At 52.3% G+C, this 17,462-nt stretch carries 17 protein-coding genes; 12 read left to right on the forward strand and 5 right to left on the reverse strand.

Features of this window, described 5'->3' with window-relative positions:
• Positions 1 to 16 precede the first annotated feature (16 nt).
• Together CRO57_RS17850 and CRO57_RS17855 are read left to right on the forward strand one after the other, a co-directional pair.
• Entirely contained in the window at positions 17 to 1,063 is a 1,047-nt protein-coding gene (locus CRO57_RS17850; protein WP_097154869.1) for a dipeptidase, read from the forward strand.
• 179 nt (positions 1,064 to 1,242) lie between these two features.
• Positions 1,243 to 1,653, forward strand: coding sequence for a YchJ family protein (locus tag CRO57_RS17855; protein ID WP_097154870.1), 411 nt, complete (start codon positions 1,243 to 1,245; stop codon positions 1,651 to 1,653).
• A 10-nt stretch (positions 1,654 to 1,663) separates the two neighbouring features.
• Here the strand turns inward: CRO57_RS17855 and CRO57_RS17860 are convergent, their stop codons facing one another.
• Complete coding sequence (locus tag CRO57_RS17860; protein ID WP_210200929.1) at positions 1,664 to 2,173, reverse strand: MarR family winged helix-turn-helix transcriptional regulator; 510 nt, start codon at positions 2,171 to 2,173, stop codon at positions 1,664 to 1,666.
• Between the two features lie 297 nt (positions 2,174 to 2,470).
• Between CRO57_RS17860 and CRO57_RS17865 the strand changes: the two genes are divergently transcribed.
• The 3 genes from CRO57_RS17865 to CRO57_RS17875 are packed head-to-tail and all read left to right on the forward strand — an operon-like array spanning position 2,471 to position 5,340.
• Positions 2,471 to 3,499 carry a TRAP transporter substrate-binding protein gene (locus tag CRO57_RS17865; RefSeq protein ID WP_097154871.1) on the forward strand — a complete coding sequence of 343 codons (1,029 nt, stop codon included), beginning with the start codon at positions 2,471 to 2,473 and terminating at the stop codon, positions 3,497 to 3,499.
• Positions 3,500 to 3,510: 11 nt separating this feature from the next.
• A complete protein-coding gene (locus CRO57_RS17870; RefSeq protein WP_097154872.1) occupies positions 3,511 to 4,014 on the forward strand; it encodes a TRAP transporter small permease in 504 nt (167 codons plus the stop codon).
• 6 nt (positions 4,015 to 4,020) lie between these two features.
• Positions 4,021 to 5,340, forward strand: a complete 1,320-nt coding sequence (locus tag CRO57_RS17875; RefSeq protein ID WP_097154873.1) for a TRAP transporter large permease — start codon at positions 4,021 to 4,023, stop codon at positions 5,338 to 5,340.
• 135 nt (positions 5,341 to 5,475) lie between these two features.
• Here CRO57_RS17875 and CRO57_RS17880 read toward each other — a convergent pair whose 3' ends face one another.
• A complete protein-coding gene (locus tag CRO57_RS17880) occupies positions 5,476 to 6,657 on the reverse strand; it encodes an amino acid aminotransferase (protein ID WP_097154874.1) in 1,182 nt (393 codons plus the stop codon).
• 175 nt (positions 6,658 to 6,832) lie between these two features.
• Entirely contained in the window at positions 6,833 to 8,164 is a 1,332-nt protein-coding gene (gene aptA / locus CRO57_RS17885; RefSeq protein ID WP_097154875.1) for an omega-aminotransferase AptA, read from the reverse strand.
• 208 nt (positions 8,165 to 8,372) lie between these two features.
• Here aptA and CRO57_RS17890 point away from each other — a divergent pair, with 208 nt between their 5' ends.
• Entirely contained in the window at positions 8,373 to 8,954 is a 582-nt protein-coding gene (locus CRO57_RS17890; protein ID WP_097154876.1) for a cupin domain-containing protein, read from the forward strand.
• 119 nt (positions 8,955 to 9,073) lie between these two features.
• Here CRO57_RS17890 and CRO57_RS17895 read toward each other — a convergent pair whose 3' ends face one another.
• Together CRO57_RS17895 and CRO57_RS17900 are read right to left on the reverse strand one after the other, a co-directional pair.
• Positions 9,074 to 10,387, reverse strand: a complete 1,314-nt coding sequence (locus CRO57_RS17895; protein WP_097154877.1) for a glutamine synthetase family protein — start codon at positions 10,385 to 10,387, stop codon at positions 9,074 to 9,076.
• Positions 10,377 to 11,231 (reverse strand): MurR/RpiR family transcriptional regulator, encoded by an 855-nt coding sequence (locus tag CRO57_RS17900; RefSeq protein WP_097154878.1) that lies wholly within the window; start codon positions 11,229 to 11,231, stop codon positions 10,377 to 10,379. Before CRO57_RS17900 ends, CRO57_RS17895 begins: the two co-directional genes overlap by 11 nt.
• Before the next feature lie 127 nt (positions 11,232 to 11,358).
• Here CRO57_RS17900 and CRO57_RS17905 point away from each other — a divergent pair, with 127 nt between their 5' ends.
• Genes CRO57_RS17905 through CRO57_RS17930 form a run of 6 tightly spaced genes read left to right on the forward strand, consistent with a single transcriptional unit; the run spans position 11,359 to position 17,414 of the window.
• Positions 11,359 to 13,143, forward strand: coding sequence for a branched-chain amino acid ABC transporter ATP-binding protein/permease (locus tag CRO57_RS17905; protein ID WP_097154879.1), 1,785 nt, complete (start codon positions 11,359 to 11,361; stop codon positions 13,141 to 13,143).
• Between the two features lie 52 nt (positions 13,144 to 13,195).
• Positions 13,196 to 14,350, forward strand: coding sequence for an ABC transporter substrate-binding protein (locus CRO57_RS17910; protein WP_097154880.1), 1,155 nt, complete (start codon positions 13,196 to 13,198; stop codon positions 14,348 to 14,350).
• A 10-nt stretch (positions 14,351 to 14,360) separates the two neighbouring features.
• Positions 14,361 to 15,080, forward strand: coding sequence for an ABC transporter ATP-binding protein (locus CRO57_RS17915; protein ID WP_097154881.1), 720 nt, complete (start codon positions 14,361 to 14,363; stop codon positions 15,078 to 15,080).
• A 1-nt stretch (position 15,081) separates the two neighbouring features.
• Positions 15,082 to 15,975: a branched-chain amino acid ABC transporter permease gene (locus CRO57_RS17920; protein ID WP_097154882.1), complete on the forward strand. Its 894-nt coding sequence runs from the start codon at positions 15,082 to 15,084 to the stop codon at positions 15,973 to 15,975.
• 10 nt (positions 15,976 to 15,985) lie between these two features.
• Complete coding sequence (locus tag CRO57_RS17925; protein WP_210200930.1) at positions 15,986 to 16,765, forward strand: N-formylglutamate amidohydrolase; 780 nt, start codon at positions 15,986 to 15,988, stop codon at positions 16,763 to 16,765.
• A 1-nt stretch (position 16,766) separates the two neighbouring features.
• Entirely contained in the window at positions 16,767 to 17,414 is a 648-nt protein-coding gene (locus tag CRO57_RS17930) for a cysteine hydrolase family protein (RefSeq protein WP_097154883.1), read from the forward strand.
• Positions 17,415 to 17,462: the final 48 nt, after the last annotated feature.

Here is a 17,462-nt window from a genome sequence, read left to right on the forward strand (position 1 = left end):
ATCAAGGAGCCTTGGGATGTCCGACATTCTCATGCAGATTTTTGACGGCCATAACGATACCCTGCTGCGCCTGGTGGGAGCCGAGAGAAAAGGTGCCCTCATCTCCTTCTTTGATGGACACGACAATCTGCATATTGATGCGAAGAAGGCCAAAGCCGGAGGATTTGCCGGTGGCTTTTTTGCCATGTTTGTTCCGCCAGTCAATGAAACAGGCAGGGAACTGGCTTTTCACGAAATGTGTGAGCCGGTTGCACAGGATTATGCCCTGAATTACACCATGCATCTGGTCTCAATGGCCTATCGTCTGGAAGCTGAGGCGGACGGTGCTGTTCGGATCTGTCGTACAACCTCAGATATCAAGACGACTATGAGCGAAGGTTTCATTGCCATGTTGCTTCATATCGAAGGGGCAGAAGCAATCGATCAGGATTTCCATGCTCTGGACGTGCTCTATGGGGCTGGATTGCGCTCAATTGGCCCAGTTTGGAGCCGAGACAATATCTTCGCATGCGGGGTGCCGTTCGATTTCCCCGGATCGCCAGATCAGGGAGCAGGTCTGACCGAAAAGGGCAAGGAGCTTGTTCGTCGCTGCAACAAGATGGGCATCATGATCGATATGTCCCATCTCAATGAAGCAGGATTTTGGGATGTCCAAAAACTCTCATCGGCCCCTCTTGTGGCCACCCATTCCAATGTTCATGCACTTAGCAACACACCGCGCAATCTGACAGACAAACAATTGGATGCGATTGCCGAGAGCAAAGGCGTTGTTGGCCTGAACTACGCGGTTGGCTTCTTGCGCGAAGATGGTGATCAGCATAATCCGGATACGCCGATTGAGCGCATGCTGGTCCATCTGGATTATCTTTTGAACAAACTGGGAGAAGACGGAGTAGCGCTCGGATCAGATTTTGATGGCTGCACATTGCCGAAAGATATCGGATCCGCAGCTGGCAATGCCAAGCTTATCGATGCCATGCGCCAGCATGGATATGGTGAAGACTTGATCGAAAAGATTGCTCATAAAAACTGGCTCAGCCTGCTGGAGCGGACTGGAATCTAAAGCGTGTTCCGAAAAGCTGCGTAACGTTTCGGATAAGAAATTGCGTTAAAACAAAGACTTAAAGCAATGTTTGCAAGGCGATGGTCGCGAATAGTGCTTTAAATTTGATTTTGAACTCGGGCATGGTAAAGCTGGCGAAATGAGATCCATTCTCCGCCAGTTATGAGGCTTGAATTTAGATGAGTGCAGCAACTGATCCATGTCCTTGTGGAAGTCAAAAGACGTTGGGTGAATGTTGTGGCCCGTTTCTGGACGGTGAAAGTCTGCCGCTAACCGCCGAGCAGCTCATGCGTTCGCGCTACTGCGCCTACAAGCTCCAAAAGATCGAGTATCTGCGAGAGACCTTATGGCCGAAATATCAGGCTCGGTTTGATCATTTTGGGGTATCCCGGTGGGCAGCAGAAAATCACTGGACTGGTCTGAAAGTTTTATCAAGCGAAAAAGGTGGCACTACCGATAGACAAGGCACCGTGTTATTCGAAGCAAGTTATCTTTCTTGTGGCACACTGCAAGTCCATCGTGAAATGAGCCTGTTTCGAAAGAAATCCGGGCGCTGGTATTACGTCGAGGGCTTGGCTCAGGACTTTTGAAATCAAGCTTTCAAAGCTCCAGACTACTGGCATTCTCCCGCACGCGCGCCATCAATGAGATAAGTGTGCGCACTTCTTCCTCGCTAAGACCTGCCAGCAATTGGCGCTCCACCTCCTTGACGCGTGGGATGAGGTCGTAAAAGACTTTGCGGCCTTCTTCGGTCAAGCGCAGCACGGAGCGGCGGCGATCATCGCCATCAATATCCTGTTTCAGAAAGCCACGCTTGCGAAGCCGAGCGACAGCGCGACTGACATTGACCTTGTTCATCGAGGATCGCTCAATGATGTCCAAAGCGGACATGGATTGAGGAGGTGCGAGAACAGCCATGACACGCCATTCGGATACCCCCAAATCATAGAGTGAGCTGTAGACATCGCCAACAGACCCGCTAACTGACTGATAATAAACGCGAACAAGATAAGGAAAGAAGGATTTCAGGTCGAAATTTTCCGCACTCATCTGTTGTTGATGAGCAGACATGCTTGCATCTTCGATTGTCTCGTTTGGTCCGTCAGTCATATCAATCTTGCCTTTCTATCAAGCCTATGCTTGACTTAATTTCCTACCAAGTTCAAGGGGAAGAACCCTTACTTTTGCCCAAAATTAGAAAATATATTCTCAATAGTTTCATCTAGGAATTCCTTTTTGAAGTGATAAAAATAGGCAAAAGATAAATAATTTCAAATATATAGATTTGAATAAAAGTTGGATATTGTAATTGCGCTTAAATTTGGTTACACTTGCAACAAATTTAAGCGCAGGTTCGTAAAACTCTTTGGACAAAATCGGACCTTCGAGATTTCATGGGAGGAAAAGATGAAATCGATTTTGAAGAAAAGCGGTATTGCTTTTGTCGCTGCAAGTGGTCTTCTGGCTCTACAGGCAGGTACTGCCTTGGCTGAAACCAAACTGGTCATGTCTTCCTGGTTGCCTCCAAAGCATCCGATTGTTGCCAAAGTCATGAAGCCTTGGGCCAAGGAAGTCGGCAAGGTAACCGATGGTCGCGTCAAGATCCGTGTATTGGCCAAGCCACTTGGCCCTCCTCCTGCGCATTTCGATATGGCTGTTGATGGGGTGGCAGACATTACTTATGGCCTGCATTCCTTTACCAAGGATGATCGCTTCCTGCGGTCCCGCATTGGCCAGTTCTCGTTTTTGGGTGACAATGCGACGTCCACGTCCAAAGCATATTGGAATGTCTATGGTGGCGATCTGAAAGCTCAAGATGAGCATAAGGGTGTGAAACTGCTGGGCCTTTTCGTCCATGGTCCTGGCATGTTCCATAACAATCAGCGTGAGATCACCAAGGTTGAAGATTTCAAAGGTCTGAAGATCCGCACACCAGGTGGTTATATTGCTGATCTGGCTGGCGATCTGGGCATCACAACCCAGTTCATGGGGCCAGGTCAAGTCTTCGAGAAACTTTCTCGCGGTGTGATTGATGGCGTGACCTTTCCGGTAGAAGCAATCAAAGCCTTCAAGCTGACCAAGCATCTGACCAACTCCATGGAAATTCCTGGTGGCATCTACAACACCAGCTGGTTCCTGGTGATGAATGACAAGAAATGGGATGCCATTTCCGATGCCGACAAGAAAGCCATCATGGCAATTTCTGGTGAGTCCTTTGCCGAACGTGCGGGCAAGGCGTGGGATGCCTCTGATGCCTCCGGTGCCGAACATGTTGCCAAGAGCGATATCAAAGTCAGCCAGGCTCCAGACGCTGTGGTTTCAGCTATCAAGGAACTTGCTTCCGGTTATGAGGCCAAATGGTCTGAAGCTCTGAAAGCACAAGGTTTCGATGGCAAAGCCGCTCTTGAAGCCATGCGCAGCCAGGCTGCCAAGTAAGGCGACCTCTCATGTCAAAAGACCTCTATGGTTTTCCGGACCGGCCCATCAAGGGCTGGTCCAATCTCTCCAGATGGCTGGGAACCTGCGCCATTCTGCTGTTGACTGGCCTGACGATGTTGACGTCGGTCGATGTGGTGGCGCGTTACTGGTTCAATTCTCCAGTCAATGGTGCGTTTGAACTGACCCAGTTGATGTTGGCGGCTTTGATATTTGTTGCACTGCCACTCACAACTGCAGCACGCCAACATATCGAAGTCGATTTGCTGGCCAATATGCTGGGCGATTGGGCGGATAAGGCAACAGTCCTTTTTGCAGGTCTTGCCTCAATGCTGGTGCTTCTGGCACTTAGCTGGCGTCTGGCGCACCACACCCTGAAATTGGCAGAAGACGGAGCCGTGACCAATTCTCTGGAATTGCCTCTGTTTCCGGTCGGTATCATCGCCAGCCTGTCCTGTCTGGTAAGTGCAGCTTTGGTCCTTGCCATTTCTCTCAATGCCATGAAAAAAGGCTGATCTTTCATGTTTGAATCCCTCATTGGCTTTGCGGTTCTGCTGGGCATGATTTTTCTGCGCGTGCCAATTGCCTTCGCCATGATCCTGGTTGGAGTGGTTGGTTTTGCCCTGATGCGTGACTGGGGAGCAGCCTGGTCCATGTTGGGAAATATCGCCTTTGATACCGGCCTTTCCTACACTTTGTCCGTGATTCCGCTTTTCATCCTGATGGGCAACCTGTTGACCATCTCTGGGGTCAGTCACGGTCTCTATGCCGCAGCCAATCATCTGCTTGGTCGTTATCGCGGTGGGCTGGCCATGGCGTCTGTGGTGGCTTGTGGTGGCTTTTCCGCGGTTTGTGGCTCCTCTCTTGCAACCGCAGCCACCATGTCCAAAGTTGCCATGCCGTCCATGCGCAAATATGGCTATGCGGACAGCTTGGCAACAGGTTCCATTGCCGCTGGTGGGACGCTCGGCATTCTCATTCCACCGTCTGTAGTCATGATCATCTATGGTCTTTTGACAGAGTCTGATATCGGCAAACTCTTTATTGCCGGGGTGATACCGGGCTTACTCGGTGTGATCTTTTATGTTGGCGCAATCGTTGTTGCGACACGCCTGAACCCTGATCTTGCCCCCAAATCTGAAGGTACGGAGCTTTTTTCTCAGAAAGAACGTGTGGGTGTCATTGCGATCACTGGCTTGTTCGTTCTGATCATGGTTGGCATTTATGGTGGCTTCTTCACTCCCACAGAAGCTGCTGCTGTTGGCGCATTTGCTGCATTCCTGATTGCCCTCTATATGGGCGCGGTGAACAAGGAAAGTCTGCGTGATGCATCCATCGAAAGTGCACGTTCAACTGCCATGATCTTTGCCATCATCATTGGTGCGGAAGTCTTCTCCAACTTCATCAACTTTGCGGGTCTGCCGGATGCATTGGCCGAATGGGTTGGCGATATGGAAGTCAACGCGTATGTGGTGATGCTCGGCATCGTGCTGATCTATATCGTGTTGGGTTGCGTACTTGAGAGCCTCTCCATGATTTTGCTTACAGTGCCGGTTTTCTATCCTCTGATCACCGAGCTGGATTTTGGTCTGGAAATTTTGGAAGACCCGGAGCTGGTGCTGATCTGGTTTGCTGTGATTGTTGTTGTGGTTACCGAGATCAGTCTTATCTCACCGCCGGTTGGCATGAATGTTTTCGTGCTGCGCAATGTCCTGCCTGACGTGGAACTGGGTACGATCTTCAAAGGGGTTCTACCTTTTTGGCTGGCAGATATTGCACGCCTGATCCTGTTGATCGCGGTGCCCTATTTCTCGCTTTGGCTTGTTGTGCAAATGAGCTAGAGCATATTCCCGAAAAGTGTGCGCGGTTTTCGGGAACATGCTTGGAAACAAGGCGCAAGCTAGCGTGCCAAAGAGACAAATAAAAAGGCCGGATCATCGATCCGGCCTTTTTGTATCTATTATATCGCTATTGTTTTACAGCACACTGGCAATGGCAGCCGCCAACTCATCCAGCCCGTCATCAGGAAGGCCAGCCACATTGATGCGGCTATCGCCGACCATATAGATGGCATGTTGCTCGCGCAGCTGATCGACCTGAGCGGCGGTGAGGCCGAGACGTGAAAACATACCGCGATGTTCGGCGACAAAGTCAAAGCGCTCGCTATTGGTTTTCTGACGCAAGGCATCCGCCAGGCCGGTGCGCAAGGTCAGCATGCGAAGGCGCATGGATTCCAGTTCAGTCTGCCATTCACCGCGCAGCTCATCGCTCTCCAGAATGGTGCGAACAACTGCGGCACCATGGTTTGGTGGCATGGAATAGCTCTTGCGGGCAACGAGCGCCAACTGGCTGATAGCCTTGTCAGCTTCATCGCCATTGCGACCCATCAGGATGGCTGCGCCAACACGGTCGCAATAAACGGCAAAATTCTTCGAACAGCTAAGGGCCACGACCATTTCCGGCACGACGCCAGCTAGGTGGCGTAGTCCTGCAGCGTCTGCTTCCAGGCCATCACCAAAGCCCTGATAGGCAATATCGATGAAAGGCAGCAGATTGCGTTCAACCAAAATCTCGCCAACGATCTTCCATTCATCGATGGTTAGATTGGCGCCGGTCGGGTTGTGGCAGCAGCCATGCAGCAACACGATATCCTGCTCAGGAATGGCCTTCAAAGCCTCTGCCATATCATCGAAGCGAACCTGCCCGGTCTCGGCATTGAAATAAGGATAGGTCTTGATGGTCAGGCCAGCAGTACCAAAGATCGGCATATGGTTTGGCCAGGTCGGATCCGGCACCCAGATGGTTGCCCCTTCTTTGGCACCAGCCAGCATTTCGGCAATGATGCGCAAGGCGCCTGAACCACCAGGGGCTTGCTGAGTGCGAATGCGGCTCTTGTCATAATCATTGCCCAGTGCAAGGCGCGTGATTGCATCATTGAAACCGACATCACCGGCCAGACCGACATAGGTCTTGGAAGCCTGATGGGAGATCTGCCAGTTCTCAGCCTTGCCAATCGATGTCATGATAGGCGTCTGACCTTGGCTGTCCTTATAGACACCGACACCAAGATCGATTTTGTTAGCGCGTTCGTCGGCGCGATACAGACCCATAAGGGCCAAGATCTTATCGCCTTCGGCCTTTTGCATTTGCTCAAACATGCCTAGTTCCTCTTCCCGGCAAGATGCCTCAATAGATCGGGCACCATCTGTTTTCCTATTATGATCACTTGCCCGGCAAAGTCATCACAAAGAGCAAAGAAGGGCATGCCTTTCCAAGAAAAAAGGGCTCCTCGGCAATTGAGGAGCCCTTTCAAAATCTCATCTTGAATATGAGTTAGTCGACGGTTGGCAGAATTTCCGCCAATGTTTCAAAGATGCGATCGATCTCCGCCTTCTCAATGATGAAAGGAGGGGAAAGTGCGAGAATGTCACCCGTCACGCGCACCATGATGCCCTTCTCCCAAGCCTTGACCATCACATCCATACCACGAGCTCCCGGCGCCCCGTCACGTGAAGCCAATTCAATCGCGCCGACAAGGCCGAGATTGCGCAAATCAATCACATGCTTGGTTCCATTCAGGCTATGTACGGCTTCTTCCCAATAAGGAGCAAGATCCGCCACACGCTCAAACAGGTTTTCCTGCTTGTAGGTTTCCAGCGTTGCGAGGCCAGCCGCCGCCGCGATTGGATGACCGGAATAGGTATAGCCGTGGAACAGCTCAATCGGAGCATCGGCATTTTCCATGGCGGACTCGTAGATCTTGTTGGCAACGATCACAGCACCGGCAGGGATGATGCCATTGGTCAAACCCTTGGCCGTCGTGATGATATCAGGTGTAACACCAAAATATTCCGCAGCAGTTGCTGCGCCGAGACGACCAAAGCCGGTAATGACTTCATCAAAGATGAGCAGAATGCCATATTGATCGCATAGCTCACGAAGACGCTTCAGATAGCCTTTTGGTGGCATCAGAACGCCTGTGGAGCCAGCCATAGGCTCGACAATCACAGCAGCGATGGTTGATGGATCGTGCAAAGTTGCGATGTCAATCAGAGCATCTGCCTTTTCGGCACCATGCTCCGGGCAGCCTTTGGTAAAGGCATTGCGTTCCAGATCGTGGGTATGGGGCAGATGATCAACGCCAGTGAGCATGGAACCGAAATGCATGCGGTTCTTGACGATGCCGCCAACGGAAATGCCACCAAAGCCGGTACCATGATAGCCGCGCTCACGCCCGATCAGACGGGTCCGTGCAGCATCGCCACGCATGCGATGATAATGAAGTGCAATCTTCAAAGCAGAGTCCACGGATTCAGAGCCGGAATTTGTAAAGAAGACATGGTCCATTCCATCCGGAAACATGTCAGCCACCCGATTGGCCAACTCGAATGCTTTTGGATGGCCGAACTGGAAGCTCGGCGCGTAATCCAGCTGAGCGACTTGTTCTTGGACCGCTTGTGTGATCAGAGGGCGATTATGCCCCGCATTGACACACCATAGGCCTGCGGTGCCGTCCAGAATATCCCGACCGTCGGAGCTTTTGTAATACATGCCATCCGCAGAGACGATCATTCGAGGGTCCTGCTTGAATTGGCGATTGGCGGTGAAGGGCATCCAGTAATTTTGCAGATCATTGGGCATGCCAGAACTTACGTGTCTATTCATGACCATCTCCTCTCACAGGCCCTGATCAGGGCGTTGTTTTTATCTTCTTTCAGTGTCGAGAATTCAGACATTTTGAACAAGTCCTTATTTTTAATCTGGTAAGTCATTGAAATATATGGAAAGAGATGTAAAATGTTAGGAATATTGAACAGAATGAACATTCCTTGGTTGAAATTCCCAACTGCGTTAGCAATGCGAGCTTGAAAATATGTCTGAGCAGAGACCCGAAACACAGCAAAGTGTTGAAGAAAATGTCGGTGCACGACTGCGGCAAGTACGCGAGACCTTCGGATTATCACAACGGGCTCTGGCAAGAAAAACCGGTGTGGCCAATGCCACGATATCAATGATTGAAAATGGTCAATCCAGCCCATCGGTTGGCGCATTGAAACGTATTCTTGATGGATTGCCGATGGATCTGGCGAGCTTTTTCAGCTTCGATCTCTCTCAAGGCAATAGCTATTTCTATAAAGCATCAGACCTGCTGGAGATCGGTAAAGGGGCAGTCTCCTTCCGCCTTGTCGGGGCAGACAGACCGCAAAAAGCCATTCAGATGCTGTATGAGACATTCCAGCCAGGGGCGGATACGGGCAGGGTTTCCATCACCCACGAAGGAGAGGAATGCGGCATCGTGGTGTCAGGAAAGCTTGAAGTAACGGTCGGGGAAGAGCGCAGGTTGCTCGGTCCGGGTGATGCCTGGTATTTCGAAAGTCATATTCCCCATAAATTCCGCAATACGGGCTCGATCCCTTGCCTGTGCATCTCAGCCTGCACACCGCCCACTTTCTAGATCGAAAATCATAAGGATGGTTTGATTTTTTCGACCTTCTGATGAAAGCCTACAATTGTCAGAGGTTCTGCATGGCCTGGTGCTGCTAATGTAGTTGATCGATTTTGTGAATTTGTGTCCTAGTAAACACTTTCATAGGCCGCGCAGATCTCGGATTCGCTCATGTCCTTGAGGTAATCCAATTCACCGCGTTTATGGGCGAGGTAGATATTGGCAAATTCCTCGCCAAACCAGCCACGCACCACTTCATTTTGCTCAAAACGTTCAAGAGCCCCGGGCAGGCTTTGAGGCAGGCGGATAAAGCCTCGATCCGTTAATTCCTGTTCGGAAAGCAAGGATAGATCATCCTGTGTGACGTCCGGCTTTGGAAGATTGTCTTCGATGCCTTGGGCGCCGGCATGAATGATGGCTGCCAGCGCCAAATGAGGAGAGGCAGCAGCGTCCGCCGCCCGGAACTCGAAATTATATTGCTTGGCAATGCTGGTTGGATCATTCGATGTTACCGGGCAAATGCGCAAGGATGCCTCACGATCCCTATATCCGAGATTGTTGAAAGCAGCACTCCAGCGATGGGGCGTAAGCCGCAGATAGGAAATGGCTGATGGGGCGGTCAGCGCGACAATCGAATCTAGATATTTCAAGACACCCGCAATGAAGGAGCCGGACAGGGCAGACATGCCATGAGGATCGCTGTCATCATGGGTTTTGGGGTTGCCCTCTTTATCACGAAAACTGAGATGGATATGCACGCCATTGCCCACACCAGATGGATCTCGAATGGGGGTAAAGGTTGCGTTTTCGCCCATGCGCTTTGCGCTGAGGCGGGTCAATTCTCGCAAGATGACCGCGTGATCAGCAGAGGTGACACCTGTGGTCGGAGCGTTGGTGACCTCATATTGAGCTGCACCATATTCTTTCATGAATGTATCGGGTATCAGGCCACCTTGTTTCAGTGCCTCCATCAGGCATTCACCAAACGCCCGCCGCTCAGAAAAAGCTCCAAGCGAGAAGCCTTCACCAGGACTGCCATCGACATCCTTGATCTGGAACTCATGCTCAAAGGCAGAGAACAGCTCGACACCGCCCGCATTTTTCAAACGTGCCAAGGCGGACTTCAAGATTGATCGCGTGCAGCAATTCCACGCTTCGCCATCCAGAGAAGTAATATCGCCCAATGCGAACCGCTCGACCGGTTTGCCATCTTCAAAATCGACAGCAACCAATGTCTCCATATCGGGGATCAGCAGCAAGTCGCCCAGAGATCCAAACGGGCTATCAGCGATGGAATCGAAGCAGGTGATCTGTACATTGGTCGGCACCCAGCCGATGCCGCGTTTACTGCGCTTGTCCAGATCCGAAAGCGGAAAGGCTTTGCCACGGGTCTTGCCGGCGATATCGGATGTCGCGGTGAAGAGCAAAGGGTTAGATATCATCGCTTGGATCTCCAAGATTGAGCCTTACGGCATCCCAGGCTTCAATACGGTCCTTGGTTTGCTGCCAGTTGGCCTCGGTAATGCGGGTGACTAATGCTTCTGCCAGGGCAAGGCCGGCGGTGTAGCTGTCCCAGATGGTGCCGCTGTCAATGGGCACGGGCAACACGTCGCTTGCATGTTTGGCAATGGGTGACAGCCATGTGTCGGTCATCAGAATGATCTGGGCGTTGCGCTGCTTGTGGGCTTTTTCTGCCAGAAGTTCCAGACTGCGCTGGTAGCGGCGAAAATCGCAAACGAACAGAATGTCCTTGGGTTTCATGCGCAGCAGATATTCCGGCCAGATCTCGGGGTCGGACGGGATATGATAAACCTTGGGACGGAACTGACGCAGATGTCGCGCCAGATATTGTGAGACGACATCGCTCATCCGTCCGCCGATCAGATAGATGGAGCGATTTTCCCGCGCCAATGCCTGACAGACCTGATCAAACTGGCTCTCGGAAATGATCTGTGTGGTCTCGTCCAGCAACTGACTGGCACGAGACATGAATCCTTCCAGAAAAGCCCCCTGAAAGCCACGTCTGGTCTCATGCAAGTCAACAGGTGACTTCTGACCTTCTTTCAGCTCCGCAATCAGGCTTTGCTGAAAATCCTGATAGCCGGAAAATCCTAGCTTGGTGATGAAGCGTGAAATGGACGGCGAAGACACGCTGGTTTTGCTGGCAAGCGTTTGAATCGGCTCCAGTCCTGCAAAGGGATAATCGGCCAGAAGAGCGGCAGATAACTTGCGTTCGGATGAGGTGAAATCTTCCGATTTTTCTTCGATTAATTGACGAACAGTCATGGCGTCTCCTGCTGCTTGACTTCAGTATAGAAAATGAAAAAATTTAATCAATATAAAAAAATGAATTGACTTTGAAAAAAAATAATCAGAATACTGAAGCACCCAAGTCAGCCGAAAAGATGGTGATATGTTCCTTCTCTCTCGACAGCATCTGCTTGCTTCTCTTCTTGTTTTTGCGGTTCTGATTGTGGGTGCCAGCTTTGTTGCATCCGGTGTCGGCGTCGCTGCGGAGCGAATATTGACCGTATTTTTTATCTCACTCATCGCGGTTGTAGGGATGGGGGTCTATAGCGGCAATAGCGGTATCTTGAGCTTTGGCCATCTTGCCTTCATGGGGATAGGAGCCTATGCCTCAGCTCTCCTTACGTTGCCAGTGCGACTGAAGCAGGCGACCTTGCCCAAGCTGCCTGACTGGCTGGCGGGAATGGAGCTCAATTTACTCTCCGCCACGCTTCTCGCTCTGGTGCTTGTGGCTTTTGTTGCCGTTGTGATCGGCTTGGCTCTTGGTCGTCTGGAAGGCTCGGCCGCCACTATTTCTACCCTCGGGTTGCTGATCATCGTGCATGGCATCACCATCGGTTGGCGTGATGTAACGCGAGGGGCACAGACCTTCTTTGGTGTGCCAAGAGAGACCGACTTGTGGTGGGCAGCAATCGCCTGTCTGCTGGCGCTGATCGCCGCACGCCTCTATCGGGATTCTGTCTCGGGCCTGCGGTTGCGGGCAGGGCGGGACAATGCCATCGCGGCTGCCGCCGTCGGGGTCAATATTCAAAGGGAACGACTGTTTGCCTGGGTTTTGAGCGCCGTGCTAATGGCCTTGTCCGGGGCTTTGCTTGCCCATTTCCTAGGTGCTTTCAGTCCCAAGAAGTTCTTTTTCACTGATACATTTTTTCTGCTCAGCATGTTGATTGTCGGCGGCATGAGTACCATTACCGGGGCCATTTCCGGCGCGGTCGTCATCACGCTCATGACCGAGATCCTGCGCCGTCTGGAAAGCGGTTTTGATTTGGGTCTGATTGAAGTGCCGCCAATCTTCGGAACCACCCAGATCGGCATCGGATTATTGATCCTTCTGGCCATGTTCCGCAAGCCTGAGGGACTGGCCGGTTTGAAGGAATGGGAAGAGCGTTTGTTCAGATCGAAGCAGGCTGAGGGCGTGGAGAAGGCAGATCTGGCGAAAATTGCGCCAGACACCAAGTCATTGTCGGCGGAGAATCTGGTCATGTGTTTTGGCGGACTTGTCGCGGTCAAGGATGTCTCGCTCACGCTCAAGCCTGGCGAAATTCTCGGTTTGATCGGCCCTAACGGATCGGGCAAGACCACGGTCATGAATATGCTCTCCGGCGTCTTGCAGCCCACGGAAGGAAAAGTCCTGTTGGCGAAGGATCAACTGACCGGCATGAATTCGCGCCAGTTTGCCCAGCGCGGGATTGCCAGAACCTTTCAAAATATTCGCCTCTTCACCGATCTATCCGTCTATCAGAATGTATTGGTCGCAGCATTGTCAACGCATGATGGTGAAGGGGCCGATATCCGCACCAAGGCGGCATTGAGCCGAATGAATATCCTGCATCTGGCAACGGAGGATGCAGGCAATCTGTCCTATGGCGATCAGCGCCGGGGCGAGATCGCCCGGGCGCTGGCCTGCCAGCCGTCCCTGTTGTTTTTGGATGAGCCGGCCGCTGGCATGAACCGTGAGGAAACTGACCAGCTGATGGAGATCCTGCGCCAGCTCAGCACGGATTTGGGTATCGGAATTTTGATGGTTGATCATGACCTGAAGCTGATCAACCAGCTTTGTGATCGGGTGATTGTTCTCAATGAGGGACGGCTGATCGCGGAAGGACTGCCAGATGAAGTCCGTAAGGAACCGGCAGTGATTGAAGCTTATTTGGGAAAATCGAAGGTGTGAGGCGCAGCAAGTCTGCACCGCACAACCATTTATCATTCTGGGAGGAAATGAGATGAAAAGATTCCTTATGACAACAGCCATTGCGGCTCTGCTGACCAGCCCGCTGGCGGCTGAGAGCCTGAAACTGGGTCTGGCCACGGCACAAACCGGCGGTATCGCCCCCTATGATGCGCCTGTCGTGGAAGGCTTGCATCTGGCCGTGGAAGAGTTGAATGCCAAGGGTGGTATCGACGGTAAGATCAAGATCGAACTGGTAGAAAAAGATGTCCGCTCCGATGTGGCACAAACGGCCATTGCGGTGCAGGAATTGGTGGATGAAGGTGTTTCCGCCATCGTTCTACCATGTGATGCTGATCCGGCTCTCGCTGCTGCCAGTATTGTTGATAGCGCCAAAATTCCGGCCATCTCCACCTGTGCTTCATCGCCGACCTTGCCGATGATTGGTGGTGATTACGTCTTTGCCAATTTCCCTGGTGATAATGTACAGGCTACCGTGTCCGCAAAATGGGCTTTTGATCAGGGTCATCGCTCCGCCTATATCGTCTTCTCGCCGGATAGCCAATATACCTCCATGCCGCTCTATTTCGCCGATGTCATGAAAAAGCTCGGCGGTGCCGTGGTGGGCGAGGATACCTATTCCCTCGGTCAGCAGGATTTCTCTGCCATTGCCACGCGGATTGCGTCGCTGAGCCCGCAGCCGGATGTGATCATGACTTCTGCTTATGAGCCGGATTTCCCATCCTTCCTGAAAGCCTTGCGCGCTGCTGGCGTCAAAAGCCAGGTTATCGGGTCTGACGGGGTTGATAGCCCGACCACTTTCTCGCTTGGCGATGTGGCGCAGGATCTTGTCTTCACAACTGCAGGTCACGCCACCAAGGGCAGTGCGCTTGAGGCATTCAACAAGCTTTACAAGGACAAGACCGGTAAAGAGTCGCAAACCGTTTTCAATGCAGTTGGCTATGACCTGATCAAGGTTCTGGAAGCTGCAACCATCGCCGCTGGTGGTTCCACCAAGGCCGAGGATATTCGCAATGCTCTGGCCAATCTGGAGGGTGTGCGTGGTGCAACCAGCCTGATTACCTACAAGGGTACCAATGGCATGCCGGTACGTGAAGTCACCTTGATCCGCGTGAAAGATGGCAAGCGTGATCTGGTTGGACAGCCTGCACCAGATGCATCTCTGATTCCTGCGCCAAAGATGCAATGAGGATTGTCTCGTGACACAGCCTTTGCTTTCCGTCAGCTCCCTCTCAGTTGCCTATGGCCCGGTGGACGCAGTGCGTGCAATCGATCTGCAGGTGTTTGAGGGGGAAATCGTGACGTTGCTCGGTGCCAATGGGGCCGGAAAATCTTCGACCCTCAATGCTCTGGTTGGGCTGGTGCCGGTTGCCTCCGGCTCGATCCATCTGGAAGGCAAAGACACAACCAATCAGGCCCCGGAGAGTTTGGCGGCTTCGGGCCTGACCCTGTCACCGGAAGGGCGCCGTGTGTTCGGTGCGCTGACGGTGGCTGAAAATTTGCAAATGGGTGCCTTCAGTATTGCGGATAAAGGGGCGATCTCGGCCGCTTGGGATCGGGTTTTCGAGCTCTTTCCCATTCTGAAAGAGCGCCGTCACCAATTTGCCGGAACCTTGTCTGGTGGACAGCAGCAGATGCTGGCCGTTGGCAGAGCCTTGATGAGCAATCCGAAGCTGTTGCTGCTCGATGAGCCATCCCTGGGTTTGGCTCCCATCATCATCGAGCAGATCTTTGAGCTGATCGGGCAATTGCGCGATCAGGGCGTGACGCTTGTTGTGGTGGAGCAAAATGTGGCCATGGCGCTGGATGTGGCCGACCGCGGTTATGTCATGGCGGGTGGGCAGATTGTTGCTTCTGGCGCGGCCCAAGAGCTCGAACAGACCAGCAATTTGCAAGATGCATATCTAGGAGGCCACTGACGTGGATCTGTTTCTTCAGCAAACCGTAAATGCCATTTCGCTGGGGGGGACTTATGCCCTTCTGGCGCTTGGACTGGCCGTCGTCTTTTCCATCATGGGGCTGATCAATTTCGCCCATGGGGAATTGATGACCATTGCCGGATATGTATTGATGTATTGCGGTCTGGCGGGCATTCCCTTTGCCTTTGCTATTCCTCTGGCCATCGGGGCGGCAATGATTGCCGCCATGCTGATGGAGTTGATCGCCTTTCGACCCGTGCGCAATGCATCGGGAGCCACCATGCTGGTGACATCCTTTGCCGTGGCCATGATCCTGCAAGTTCTGTTTCAGAATTTCATTGCTGCCCGGTCTCAACCGGTTCTGCTGCCTGGTGTGTTATCCGAGAGCCTGTCTGTCTTCGGCCTTGTCATTGGCGTCAACAAGATGGCGGCAATTGTCGCGACCGTGGTCATGCTGATCTTTCTGGATCGTTTTATGGCGAAGCAGAAATATGGCATCGCCATGCGAGCGGCTGCAGAAGATTTTGCCATTGCCCGGTTGATGGGCATTCGAGCCAATACGGTCATTGCCGGGGCCTTTGCACTCTCTGGTCTGTTGGCGGGCGTTGCTGCAGTTCTCTGGGTTTCGCAACGGGCATCGGTTGATCCATTGATGGGCTTCACTCCCGTCCTCAAGGCCTTCATCGCCGCCATTCTGGGTGGGCTTGGTAGCTTGCGTGGTGCGGTCGCCGGGGGCTTCCTGCTTGGTTTCATTGAGATTTATCTGGCTGCCTTTCTGCCTCATGAATTGCAGGAATTTCGCGATCCCATCGGTTTGAGCCTTGTGGTTCTGGTTCTCTTGATGCGTCCCAATGGCCTGTTGCCATCTGCTGTGCTGAAAGCTGAGAAGGTATAGGGTGATGGGCATGACAAACGCATCCAGCGCAAAGCTGCGGGAGAGCCTGTTGTCGCTGCAGGATCCAGATCCAGTGGAAATGATCAATCCTGATAGCTCTTATCCGGTTTTGCTGGTTTGCGAGCATGCCGGGCAAGCTATCCCGCAAAAACTGGGCAATTTGGGTTTATCAGACGAGGATTTGCAGCGCCATATTGCATGGGATATCGGCGCTGCCTCGGTAACGCGCAAACTGGCTGATATGCTGGGAACACCAGCCCTTTTGCAGCGTTACAGTCGGCTGGTGATTGATTGTAATCGCCCACCCGCTGCGCCAGATTCGTCACCAGCTGTGAGCGATCATATCCCCGTTCCCGGCAATCAGGATTTGAGCGAAGAGGAACGACGCCAGCGGGTGCGGGAGATCTTCTCTCCCTTCAATCGCGCCGTTGCGCAAGCTCTTGATAGCGGCACTATCCAGATCGTTCTGTCCATTCACAGCTATACCCCGTATCTGAATGGTGAGCACCGTCCCTGGACCATGGGGCTGCTCTTTCGGCAGGATCGAAAGACATCGGAATTGCTGCGTGATTATGTGATGCTGCATCATTCGAACATTCATATCGGAATGAACCAGCCCTATCAGATAGAGGACGCATCCGACTGGTTTGTTCCTCATCATGGGGAGGCACGTGGCTTGCCTCATAGTCTGATCGAAATCCGAAATAATGAAATTGCAGATGAAGCTGGGCAGGACAAATGGGCTCAACTGCTTCGCCCTGTCATCCACCATCTGCTCAAGGAGGTCTGATATGACCCTGTCGCGTGACATTGCTCTGGTGCCGGATCAGTCGGCGCTTCTTTTTATCGATGTGCAAAATTTCGCCGCTCATCGGCAGGGAGCCGAGTTCAAGGATCTAGGAGAAGAAAGCTTTCAGCAGCAATATGGCTGGTTCTTCGAGCAGATGCGCGAGCGCGTCATTCCCAATATGCAGCGCTTGCAGGCGGGCTGTCGCTCTTCCAATATCGAGGTGCTCTACACCACCATTGAAAGCCTGACCCTTGATGGCCGGGACCGCAGCCTTGATTATAAGATCACCGGCTTCAATGTTCCCAAAGGATCATGGGATGGTAAGGTGATTGACGAGTTGGTCCCAATAGGTGACGAGATCGTCTTTCCCAAATCCTCGTCCTCGGTCTTCGTCTCTACCCATATCGATTATGTGTTGCGTAATATGGGGGTGAAGCAACTGGTGATCAGCGGCATCATCACCGACCAATGTGTGGAGAGCGCTATTCGCGATGCTTGTGATCTGGGATATCTGGTGACGCAAGTCACAGATGCCTGCATGACCTACAGCCAGTCTCGTCACGACAATTCCCTAGCCACTATCAAAGGCTATTGCCGTCAGGTGACGACAGATCTGCTATTGGCTGAACTGGCCCAACTTGAACAATGAGCTTTGCTGCCAAGATCCTGCCCATCGGTGTGTAAATCGAACTTTCTG

Source organism: Cohaesibacter gelatinilyticus, from assembly GCF_900215605.1.
Classification (GTDB): Bacteria; Pseudomonadota; Alphaproteobacteria; order Rhizobiales; family Cohaesibacteraceae; genus Cohaesibacter; species Cohaesibacter gelatinilyticus.

Excerpts from the sequence above, each read along its gene's own strand:
- CRO57_RS17895 (WP_097154877.1), bottom strand. The coding sequence starts at position 10,387 with ATGATATCTAACCCTTTGCTCTTCACCGCGACATCCGATATCGCCGGC.
- CRO57_RS17855 (WP_097154870.1), top strand. The coding sequence starts at position 1,243 with ATGAGTGCAGCAACTGATCCATGTCCTTGTGGAAGTCAAAAGACGTTG.
- CRO57_RS17930 (WP_097154883.1), top strand. The coding sequence starts at position 16,767 with ATGACCCTGTCGCGTGACATTGCTCTGGTGCCGGATCAGTCGGCGCTT.
- CRO57_RS17890 (WP_097154876.1), top strand. The coding sequence starts at position 8,373 with ATGTCTGAGCAGAGACCCGAAACACAGCAAAGTGTTGAAGAAAATGTC.
- CRO57_RS17925 (WP_210200930.1), top strand. The coding sequence starts at position 15,986 with ATGACAAACGCATCCAGCGCAAAGCTGCGGGAGAGCCTGTTGTCGCTG.
- CRO57_RS17905 (WP_097154879.1), top strand. The coding sequence starts at position 11,359 with ATGTTCCTTCTCTCTCGACAGCATCTGCTTGCTTCTCTTCTTGTTTTT.
- CRO57_RS17900 (WP_097154878.1), bottom strand. The coding sequence starts at position 11,231 with ATGACTGTTCGTCAATTAATCGAAGAAAAATCGGAAGATTTCACCTCA.
- CRO57_RS17880 (WP_097154874.1), bottom strand. The coding sequence starts at position 6,657 with ATGTTTGAGCAAATGCAAAAGGCCGAAGGCGATAAGATCTTGGCCCTT.
- CRO57_RS17910 (WP_097154880.1), top strand. The coding sequence starts at position 13,196 with ATGAAAAGATTCCTTATGACAACAGCCATTGCGGCTCTGCTGACCAGC.
- aptA (WP_097154875.1), bottom strand. The coding sequence starts at position 8,164 with ATGAATAGACACGTAAGTTCTGGCATGCCCAATGATCTGCAAAATTAC.
- CRO57_RS17860 (WP_210200929.1), bottom strand. The coding sequence starts at position 2,173 with ATGACTGACGGACCAAACGAGACAATCGAAGATGCAAGCATGTCTGCT.
- CRO57_RS17870 (WP_097154872.1), top strand. The coding sequence starts at position 3,511 with ATGTCAAAAGACCTCTATGGTTTTCCGGACCGGCCCATCAAGGGCTGG.
- CRO57_RS17850 (WP_097154869.1), top strand. The coding sequence starts at position 17 with ATGTCCGACATTCTCATGCAGATTTTTGACGGCCATAACGATACCCTG.
- CRO57_RS17875 (WP_097154873.1), top strand. The coding sequence starts at position 4,021 with ATGTTTGAATCCCTCATTGGCTTTGCGGTTCTGCTGGGCATGATTTTT.
- CRO57_RS17865 (WP_097154871.1), top strand. The coding sequence starts at position 2,471 with ATGAAATCGATTTTGAAGAAAAGCGGTATTGCTTTTGTCGCTGCAAGT.